Annotated in this window: 10 protein-coding genes; 4 read left to right on the top strand and 6 right to left on the bottom strand. The window is 58.9% G+C overall.

The genetic code is table 11. The features are described from left to right. The first annotated feature begins 85 nt into the window (after nt 1-85). Both CWC60_RS02240 and CWC60_RS02235 read left to right on the top strand, forming a co-directional pair. Nucleotides 86-1,213: an IS110 family RNA-guided transposase gene (locus CWC60_RS02240; RefSeq protein ID WP_109792437.1), complete on the top strand. Its 1,128-nt coding sequence runs from the start codon at nt 86-88 to the stop codon at nt 1,211-1,213. Between the two features lie 441 nt (nt 1,214-1,654). Next, nucleotides 1,655-2,851 (top strand): DUF3644 domain-containing protein, encoded by a 1,197-nt coding sequence (locus CWC60_RS02235; protein ID WP_109792436.1) that lies wholly within the window; start codon nt 1,655-1,657, stop codon nt 2,849-2,851. A 57-nt stretch (nt 2,852-2,908) separates the two neighbouring features. Here the strand turns inward: CWC60_RS02235 and CWC60_RS02230 are convergent, their stop codons facing one another. Beyond that, on the bottom strand, nt 2,909-3,283 hold the full coding sequence (locus CWC60_RS02230) for a DUF2958 domain-containing protein (RefSeq protein ID WP_109792435.1): 375 nt from the start codon (nt 3,281-3,283) through the stop codon (nt 2,909-2,911). 214 nt (nt 3,284-3,497) lie between these two features. Continuing rightward, a complete protein-coding gene (locus CWC60_RS02225; protein ID WP_109792434.1) occupies nt 3,498-3,752 on the bottom strand; it encodes a hypothetical protein in 255 nt (84 codons plus the stop codon). A gap of 310 nt (nt 3,753-4,062) precedes the next feature. Here CWC60_RS02225 and CWC60_RS23195 point away from each other — a divergent pair, with 310 nt between their 5' ends. Together CWC60_RS23195 and CWC60_RS02215 are read left to right on the top strand one after the other, a co-directional pair. Then, on the top strand, nt 4,063-5,262 hold the full coding sequence (locus tag CWC60_RS23195) for a hypothetical protein (RefSeq protein ID WP_125182708.1): 1,200 nt from the start codon (nt 4,063-4,065) through the stop codon (nt 5,260-5,262). A 57-nt stretch (nt 5,263-5,319) separates the two neighbouring features. Continuing rightward, nucleotides 5,320-5,955: a hypothetical protein gene (locus CWC60_RS02215; protein WP_109796431.1), complete on the top strand. Its 636-nt coding sequence runs from the start codon at nt 5,320-5,322 to the stop codon at nt 5,953-5,955. A gap of 71 nt (nt 5,956-6,026) precedes the next feature. On the opposite strand, the gene CWC60_RS02210 is transcribed toward CWC60_RS02215, so the two are convergent. The 4 genes from CWC60_RS02210 to CWC60_RS02195 form a co-directional block, all read right to left on the bottom strand. Further along, nucleotides 6,027-6,554 carry an LbetaH domain-containing protein gene (locus tag CWC60_RS02210; RefSeq protein WP_109796430.1) on the bottom strand — a complete coding sequence of 176 codons (528 nt, stop codon included), beginning with the start codon at nt 6,552-6,554 and terminating at the stop codon, nt 6,027-6,029. 96 nt (nt 6,555-6,650) lie between these two features. Then, a complete protein-coding gene (locus CWC60_RS02205) occupies nt 6,651-7,124 on the bottom strand; it encodes a hypothetical protein (protein ID WP_109792430.1) in 474 nt (157 codons plus the stop codon). Nucleotides 7,125-7,221: 97 nt separating this feature from the next. Beyond that, nucleotides 7,222-7,638 carry a hypothetical protein gene (locus CWC60_RS02200; RefSeq protein ID WP_109792429.1) on the bottom strand — a complete coding sequence of 139 codons (417 nt, stop codon included), beginning with the start codon at nt 7,636-7,638 and terminating at the stop codon, nt 7,222-7,224. 134 nt (nt 7,639-7,772) lie between these two features. Next, entirely contained in the window at nt 7,773-8,699 is a 927-nt protein-coding gene (locus tag CWC60_RS02195; protein ID WP_109792428.1) for an ArdC family protein, read from the bottom strand. Nucleotides 8,700-8,845: the final 146 nt, after the last annotated feature.

The following is an 8,845-nucleotide window of genomic DNA, read 5'->3' as shown; positions in this document are numbered from 1 at the left end:
TCCCCCGCTGACCTAATGTCCTTTTGCAAGAAGAAAAAGTATATTGCTAAAGCAGTTTACTATTTCAACAAAAGGAGGAAGTAATGTGTACTCTTCAGCCGCCTATATTGGACTTGACGTCCACAAAGCCACAATATCTGTCAGTGTCTCTCCGGCCGAACGTATGGCCGAAACCATACACATTGGCACCATCGCCAACAGACCGGGGGCTATTCTGGAGGTTGCGAAAAAAGTAGCAAAACGCCACGGTGAGCCACTTTCATTTTGTTATGAAGCCGGCCCTTGCGGTTACGGTCTTTATCGTGAACTCACCGGAGCCGGTTACGAATGTGTCGTCGTCGCCCCATCGCTGATTCCGACCCGGCCGGGCGACCAGATAAAAACAGACCGGCGCGATTCGATTAAGCTGGCTCGTATGCACCGCGCAGGCGAACTCATTTCTGTTTGGGTTCCGGGAGAGGAACATGAAGCCGTACGGGACCTAATTCGCGCCAGGGAAACATCCCTTCAGGCGCTGTCACGGGCGAGACAATCACTTCAGAGTTTTCTATTACGTCGCGGAATTATTTACACCGGAAAAGCGAGTTGGACGAAAATCCATAGGCGTTGGCTTTCGAGGGTTAAGCTCGATACCCCTGTGGAACAGGCCGTTTTCCAAGAATACGTGAATGCCGTCGAAGAGGCCGAGAACCGTCGGGACCGGCTCACAAAAGAAATTGAGATGCTGATTCCATCTTGGTCTATGGGACCAGTGGTGATGGCACTTCAATCAATGCGAGGCGTCGGCCTAATTACCGCAGCGACTGTTGTGGCAGAAGTAGGCGACTTCAACCGTTTCGACAATCCTCGTCAGGTGATGGCCTTTCTGGGCCTAATCCCGTCGGAAAGATCCAGCGGCACGACAACACGTAGGGGTGGAATTACCAAGGCTGGTAGCGCGCGAGCACGACGCGTTTTGGCTGAAGGGGCTTGGAGCTATCGTTTCGGACCTCGCATCGGTCGAGAACAGCTTCCACAAATCGAAGGCCTACCTAACAGCGTGACGGATATCGCGTGGAAGGCTCAATTGAGATTAAGTCACAAGTTCCGGCGGCTTCTGGCGACAGGCAAGCCAAAGAATATTGCTGCCACCGCAATCGCGCGGGAAATGGTTGGATTCATGTGGGCTATCGCAAGAGAGGTGAGTCCGCCACCAGAGTCAGCCGATAGATGATACGTCGCGCGCTTAAAGTTTGAAGGCGCGCGCGACGACAAAGTAATGCCGTCTGTGTAAGGCTGGGGGCTGAGCCCGGTAGGAGAACCCTCGCCCCTTCGAAGTGCGGATCACGATTCCACGCACGCCCGCTGACAGAGGCAGCTCCAAGACGAATACACGGTCTTGCGGTAGCCAACCCGCGCATGAGTGTCTGATCAACCGTCGTCTTGAGCTCTGCCCCCTGCTTTGCACAGACCATATAAGAGAAGCAAAACGACATACTCGCCGTCGTTGATGTAGCCCATTTTTTCTTCTTGCAAAAAGGACATGAGTGGAAGGGGTGACCGGAAAACGCCGAAGGCGGTTGCAGGCAGGGGAAGTCTTTCCCCTCAAACCGGAAAGTCGTTAGGTTTCCTTGAGTATTTCTGAACTCGGTCTTGCTGTGGAGTGGCAAGAGATATGGTGTCAAGGAAGCGCGGGAATACGCTCGAACGATGGGAAATCGCCCTGATCAAGGCGATGCTGTCGCGTGGTGGGTATAATGATCAGGATATACTGGCCTACTTCACGCGACCGACGCGCTCCATCAACCATGCGCGCATCGCCGAGATTCGAACGGGCGCACGGTACAAAAGTGCCAAACCGGCGTCAGAAGTCGAGCTGGATACCTTCCTCGCAAACTGGCCCGAGGTCGATCCGGAAACCGGACTCAATCTGCGTGGCGATGAGCTGCTGATCAAGGCGCGGGAAGCGATGATCGCGGCGGTCCACATCTTCAATGGCGCAGGCCTGACGTTTCGCGCGGAACTGTTCATCGTGACCTGCATCATTGCGTGGACGTACCTGCTGCATGCCTGGTTCCGCAGGGAAGGCATCGACTACAGGTATAAGAAAGGCGATGGGACCGTGCAGAAGACCAAACATGGGGCAGATTGCTATTGGGAACTCGGCAAGTGTCTGCGTCATGAGCGATGCCCTATTCCCAATGGGGCGGTGAAGAACCTCGAATTTCTGCTGGATCTGCGTCACGAGATTGAGCATCGCTCGACAAACCGGATCGATGATGCCATCAGCGCTAAGCTCCAGGCGTGCTGTCTGAATTTCAATAACGCGATCAAGTCGCTTTTCGGCCAGCAGTACGGGCTTGAGCGTCGACTTCCGATCGCGCTGCAATTCGTGACCTTCGGAACCGATCAACGCGCGGCTTTGAAGAAGGGAAGCACGTTGCCGTCCCATGTTGAGACATTCATCGACGCGTTCGAAGAGGGGTTGAGCGAGGCGGACTATGGCGATCCGGCGTACCGGTATCGCGTGGCGTATGTGCCTGTCGTCGGCAATCGCGCTTCCAGCGCCGATGAGGCAGTTGAGTTCGTCAAGGGAGATTCTGAGGAAGGCCGCGAGATCAACCGCGTTCTGTTGAAGGAGGTTGATAAGAGCCGCTACACCGCAAAGCAAGTATGGGAAATGATGCAGGCGGAAGGGTACCCGAAGTTCAATCAGCAGGCCCATACCGCGTTGTGGAAGTCGTTGGACGGCAAGAACCCGGCGAACGGCTTCGGGCGGCCCGGCGACTACAAAAATACCTGGGTCTGGTATGACAAGTGGATTGAGCGCGTTCGTGCTCACTGTCAGGAGCAGGGCGACAGGTACAAATAGAAGCGCTGTGAACGCACGAAGAAGCCCCGCCGAAGCGGGGCTTTGTGCCACGTGGGCTTATGCCTTGATGTAGCCCAGCCTGCGGGCCTCGTCGGCATAGGCGGACAGCGTCTTGTCGGCTGTCCAGTGGCAATCGCGCTCGATGCCGAGGGCGCCGCCCATAAGCCGGACGCGCTCAAGCTCCGAGATACGCACGGTGCCCAGTTCCGGGCATCCCATGCCAAGGTCGCACAGGCCGTAAGCGATATCCGTATCCTCCGGGTCAATCTCGGTCAGGAGCCAGGTGCCGGCGCCGCAGGGGTTGAAGAGCTTCACGACCGGCCGGAAGTCGTGCGTGTTCCCGTCCTCGTTGTCGGGATCGGCGAGCCGTTCGGCGTTCTTGCGGCCATTGGCGATGAGCTTGGCGCGGATGTCATCGGTCAGCAGTTTCATGATGTCGTCTCCCTTGTTGGTGTTCGCCCCGTAGGGCGGGGAGACGAAGGGCAGGCGCGAAGAGCCGCGGCCGTCCTGCCCAACACGGGCTGGCGCGGGCCGGGCATGGACGGCAAGGCTGCGCCTGCCAGAGGTAACCCGCACCCGATCGGGGCACCAAAGGGGACGACGAAACGGCATGGCGACATCCGCCGCGCAGCCGCGATGAAGGCCGCTACGGGGCATAGGGGTCGGGGATTTCGATGAGGTCGGTGACCTTGAAGCCGGCGTCCTCGGGATAGTCGCGCTGAAGGAGCCGCATTGCTTCAACGAGGGAGGTTGCGCGTACCTCGACAAAACGGCCCTCGGCCCAGGCGTCCGCGAAGCCGGTGTCGTTATACTGCCCGCTATCCACGAGCTCGCGCACGCGTGCGTTATAGATGCGTCCCTCGAAGTATTTGATACGTATTTTTGAGTAATCCCTGTGCATTATGTATGGTATAATATTTAAAAATTTGCAGACACATTCATAAGTAACATGTGAAAATTTGGTGTAACATAAAATTGAAACTATATTTAAATATTCGGATAGATATTTGCGTCGTACAATTATAATATTTTTCGTTTTCTTGGTGGGTATCTTATCTCTCGGTTCGGTGGTCGCACAGGATCGGCTGTTTGCGGTCTCAGGGCAGGGGCGGGGTGGCGCTGGAGCCGCGAAACAAGGTGCCTATATCTCCCAACTGACACAGTACCACGCGGAGCTAAAGGCCGCGGTCGAGGCGTGCGGTGACAAGGGAATGGTCTATGGACCGAACCATCCTGATGCCGATGCCGATGGTTGCGTCGTTGGTGATGATCCATGTGGGAAGCTCGGCATGATCTATGGCCCTGAGCATCCGAATGCAGATGGGAACGGATGCGTTCTTGGGCTTGATATAGAGGATGATGGGCGGGTGACGTTCTCCGGTGTCACTGCGCACGAAAGCGGCATCAAGCTTGGTGATGGTGGCGTTTGTGATCCCGACCATGAGGGCGTGCTGAGATATGCGGCCCCCTATAAAACCGTGTTGTTCTGTGACGGTCAGAACTGGCAAGAAATCGGCGCGGCTCCTGAAGCGTCGACAACATTCAATGATGTTTCGGATGCGGAGCCCGGCGATGTGTATACGACCGGTCAAGCGCAGCTTTCAGGCTTCTTTGGAGAGCGAACGGTCTCCGTAACCAATGGCGCGATCATTCTTGTAAACGGAAGCGCGCAGGGTTCAACGGCGACTATCGAATCCGGCGATTACGTTCAGCTTCGGATGACTGCATCCAACAATTTCGGGACGTCCAAGACGACGACGATGACAATGTCGTCCTTGGTGACGTCATGGACCGTCACGACTCGTGACCAAGACGTAACGCCCGATCCGTTCAGCTTCAACGACCTCACCGATCAGGCATTGGATGCGACCGTCAGCTCGGATCCGGTAACGCCGAGCGGGTACGATGGGCCGCTGGCGGTCTCCGTTTCAGGTCAGGGGTCCCCGGCTCTTTCCGTAAACGGGGGTGCGTGGGGTGCGTCAGCGACGATTGATCCCGGTGATTCTGTACGGCTTCGATTGACGACCAGTTCGGATACAGGCGTCGCGCATTCAGCGACAGTGAATCTCGGGGCCGGTTCTGATGTTTGGTCGGTAACCACCGGAACCTATGAGTACGGCTCTTGGTCCGGATGGAGTAGTTGTTCCGCGTCTTGCGGTGGCGGATCGAAGACGCGCACACGGGCGTGTGAGTTCACAGGTGGCGGCACGGTCGATTGTAGCGAATGCGGCGGCAATTGCACCGACAGCACAAGCTGCAATACGCACTCATGCTGTCATCCAGACGCGGGCGATCAATGCTGGGCCAATACGTGGGAGATGTACAACGGCGACTGCGTGGTCAGGGGAGGTGGTTACGCCACAATCCAGTGCGACGGTAGCTGCCCGCACACGTATCACTGTCAGCCGTAGTGACAATGTCAGGATCAATTATTGCTTGCCGCCATAAATATATGAGGGAACAAATGATTGCTGATTCAAATGAGAGTATTCTTCTTCGTATTATTGATGGTTCTGTTATCCGGGTTGCCGGCCGCGGCGCAGATTACGAGTTTCTCGGCGACCGGGCAGAAGTCCTCGCCTGAATATTCAGCCTTGATGAACGAGTTGCGGAACCTGAAGGCGCAACTCGCGGCGCTTCAGGGCGAGATCGATGCGCAGCGCCGGGTCATAGACGCCTTGAGCGGCAGTCGATGCGGCGGAACGAATAACTTCGTCGGCGGTATCGGTTCGAATGGATCGGTTTCATGCAAGTCGATGAACTTGCCGTCGCCTGCCGCAAGCGCGAGCGGCGGTGGTAGCTCGGATGATGATGACGGAACGGCGGCCGGTGGTGGCGGTTTCGAGGGGTGGCTCGGCAAGATCTATGGCGAACATCTCGGCCGTGAGGTCGACCGGGTCGGCGCCATTCAGTATCGCAAGGCCTACGAGGCTGGCCATATGAGCAAGGCGGAGATCGAGGCGGCGGTAGCCAATTCCTGTGAAGCCCGCGGCACCTGCGGCAAGGCGGACCATAAGAAAGTCGAGCAAGCCGCGGATCGACTAGGTGTCGATGTGGACGAGCGCTGCACCTCTCGGGATTGCCGCAACCGATACTCCGATTGATCTCCGACAAGAAAAAAGAGCCGCCCGGACGGGGCGGCTCTTTCTCGTAATCGGGACGTGACCGTGTGGGGTTAGTCCAAGGTCGGTGGCGGATCGATCGGCGGCCTGCTGCCGTCGATGACCGTGGTGTTCTTGCCATCGCCGCCGAAGGTGCCGGCGGCAATATGTGCGTAGCCCGCGATGTAGGCCCACTGGTAGACCAGCGCGGTCCCGCCGACACGCGCCGTGCCGACGACGGTCGCGTTGCCGAGGACGCGGGCCTGGCCGTAGACGGTGGCGTTGATCGAGACCATCGCATTGCCGGCGACGAAAGCGTACCCGCCGACGAAGGCGTTCTGGGAGACGATGGCCTCGCCGATGATCTCGGCATCGTCGCAGATGCGCGCGAAGTCCTTGATCTTGGCATGATCGGCGACGCGCGCCCTCCCGTAGATCAGGGCGTTGCGGGCGATATAGGCGGTTGGCGAGGCGGAGGCCGTCTCTGCGACCCATCCACCTTCCGAGCCGTCGATGTTGAGGTGCCGACGCGCCCGGACACGGCCGTTACCGTCTCCGAAGTCATAGTAGCTGACGGGGGGCTTGGACGTAGGGATTCTCATGGGCATGCCGCCCCTGAGGGCGGTCCCTGGCTGTGAGATAAAACGCGAAGGAAAAAGGGGGCGACACGCCGCCGAAAGGGCGGCGTGCCGCTTCGGTCAGTTGGGGAAGCGCTTGTCGATCGCGCGCTTAATGGCCCGCAAACCGGCGAAGGCCAAGGCGACAGCGCACGTGCATGCGACTCCGCACAATGCGATGGCTGCAAAGATCAGGGCGACCGATATCGGTGAGGTGAAAGGGAATACCGTCAGCAGCGAAACGGCGCTGATGCACATACCAAGAACTGTGCACGGCATCACCCCGGCGTGGCCGACCAACTTCTCCAGGACAGGATAGGTCTTTTGGAAGAGGAGAAGCCCGACGACGCAGCCGGGAATCGTGATGAAGAGAAAAATGACGACCCAGCCGACAATCGTGAGGACGAAGGCAAGAGTGTGTTCCAGGAAGGTCCAGGCGGTGTCTGCGTCACCGATGAGTGTAACCATCGCGGTGCAGAATGCGACGAATAGCGCCGCCAGCCCGCCGAAGATCAGGACGTAGAGAAGGTGTCGAGCAGTGATCATGATAGACATCTGACGCCCTTGCGGGCATCAGCTCCCGAAGGGCGTAGTGGAAAGCGAAGGTAAAAAGGGAGCGGCACGCCGCCGGAAGGACGGCGTGCCGCGTATGTCAGTTGAGGAATCGCTTGTTGGTCGGGTGCTTGATGGCCCGCAGGCCAGCGAAGACCCAAGCGACGACCGGCGTGCATGCGGCTCCGCACAATGCGATCGCCGTAAAGATCAGAGCGTCCGATATCATCGGTGAAGAAATGAGGTCGGCAGACGGGAAGGCCAGTGCCAGCGTCACGGCGCCAACGATGTGGCCAAGACACACGCACGGCATTACTCCGGCGTGGCCAACCAGCTTCTCCAGGAAAGGACGAATCTTGGTGAAGAGGATGAACCCGGCGGCGCCCCCGGCAATGGTGACCGGGAAGGCAAGGGCGTATTCGAGAGAGGTCGAGGTGGCGTCTGCGCGGGATGCAACGAACAGCGCTGAAAGTCCGCCAACGATCAAGATGGAGAAAAGGTGTCGGGTGGTGATCATGATAGATATCTGACGCCCTTTCGGGCATCAGCTCCCGAAGGGCGTAGTGGAAAAGGAAGGTGTATTGTAATTTTGTTGTGAGAATCGGCCGCCAATTATTCAAGTGTTTCGATTGTTTTTGTTGGTGAGGCCGCCTAAGCGGCGGCCTCGGTGTGCGCCCGGTCCTGAAGGCCAGCGAGGAAGTCGCTGGCCTGAGCCGCCTTCGAGGCGGCGGTGAAGATGGCCTTCTTGTCGGCCTTGAGGACCTGAAGCCAGTTCTCGATGTAGGCGGCGTGGTCCGGCCGCGGCGTCACGCTGATGCCCAGATCGGCGCAGAGGAAAGCCGCTCCAAGTTCGGCCACGAGCTCTTCCATGGCGTAGGCCTGATCGCCGAAGCGCTTGCCGAACTCCCGGTTGCAGCGGTGCTTGGCGCCACTCCAGTGGGTCAGTTCATGGAGCAGGGTGCTGTAAAATCCTTCCGTCGGCGTGCTGGTCTCGGTGCCGAGGAAGCGCTCGCGCTCCGGCATTTGGATGATGTCGTCCGAGGGACGGTAGAAGGCGCGCTCGCCGCCGTACTTCACGGTCGCTCCGGTCGCCCGGACGAAGGCTTCCGCCGCGTCGATGGGCTCGACGGGATTCTCGGGCGCCGGCAGGGGCGCGGGCTCGTAGCCGTCCACCTGGTCCGCATTGAAGACCCAGGACGCCTTGGCGATGAGGCGCTTGTTGTCGGTCTGCCAGTTGCCGTCGTCGTTCTCCAGCTCGTCGTCGGCGATCTCGATCTCCTTATAGAAGACCACAAGGCTCGCCTTCTCGCCCTTGCGCACCTGGCAACCGTTCTTCTGCCACTGGCGGTACGTGCCCCAGATCCCGGTGCTGAAGCCCCTCGCGTAGCCGGCGGCCCAGAGGGAGACCACGTTCACGCCGCGATAGGCGTTGGCGGTGTCGATGTTGGTGGGGCGGTTGAGGCCCTCGCCACTGCGGTGCCAGGGCATCTGCCAGTCGCCGGCGCCGGCCTCGATGGCGGCGATGATGTTGTTGGTCACCTGGGTGTAGACGTCGGGCTTTTTGCTCTTGGTCGTCATGGCTTCGCTCCTTTCCGGTTTGCGAGGCCGCGACCGCCGCGGCCTTCCGATGGCTGCCGGAAAGGCAGGGGTGAAGCCGGGCGCGGCACCCGACGGGCGGGAGCGAAGCGGGAGACGGGGAAGCGGGTCTTTCTTGGAGCGCAGCG

Origin of the sequence: Minwuia thermotolerans, assembly GCF_002924445.1 — a bacterium.
GTDB lineage: Bacteria > Pseudomonadota > Alphaproteobacteria > Minwuiales > Minwuiaceae > Minwuia > Minwuia thermotolerans.
The sequence above is the reverse complement of the archived record's forward strand: the minus strand, read 5'-3'. Positions and strand labels throughout refer to the sequence as shown.

What these genes read in the sequence shown, in the direction of transcription:
- CWC60_RS02200 (WP_109792429.1), bottom strand. Translation starts at nt 7,638, where the DNA reads ATGATCACCACCCGACACCTTTTCTCCATCTTGATCGTTGGCGGACTT.
- CWC60_RS23195 (WP_125182708.1), top strand. Translation starts at nt 4,063, where the DNA reads ATGGTCTATGGACCGAACCATCCTGATGCCGATGCCGATGGTTGCGTC.
- CWC60_RS02235 (WP_109792436.1), top strand. Translation starts at nt 1,655, where the DNA reads ATGGTGTCAAGGAAGCGCGGGAATACGCTCGAACGATGGGAAATCGCC.
- CWC60_RS02225 (WP_109792434.1), bottom strand. Translation starts at nt 3,752, where the DNA reads ATGCACAGGGATTACTCAAAAATACGTATCAAATACTTCGAGGGACGC.
- CWC60_RS02210 (WP_109796430.1), bottom strand. Translation starts at nt 6,554, where the DNA reads ATGAGAATCCCTACGTCCAAGCCCCCCGTCAGCTACTATGACTTCGGA.
- CWC60_RS02230 (WP_109792435.1), bottom strand. Translation starts at nt 3,283, where the DNA reads ATGAAACTGCTGACCGATGACATCCGCGCCAAGCTCATCGCCAATGGC.
- CWC60_RS02205 (WP_109792430.1), bottom strand. Translation starts at nt 7,124, where the DNA reads ATGTCTATCATGATCACTGCTCGACACCTTCTCTACGTCCTGATCTTC.
- CWC60_RS02195 (WP_109792428.1), bottom strand. Translation starts at nt 8,699, where the DNA reads ATGACGACCAAGAGCAAAAAGCCCGACGTCTACACCCAGGTGACCAAC.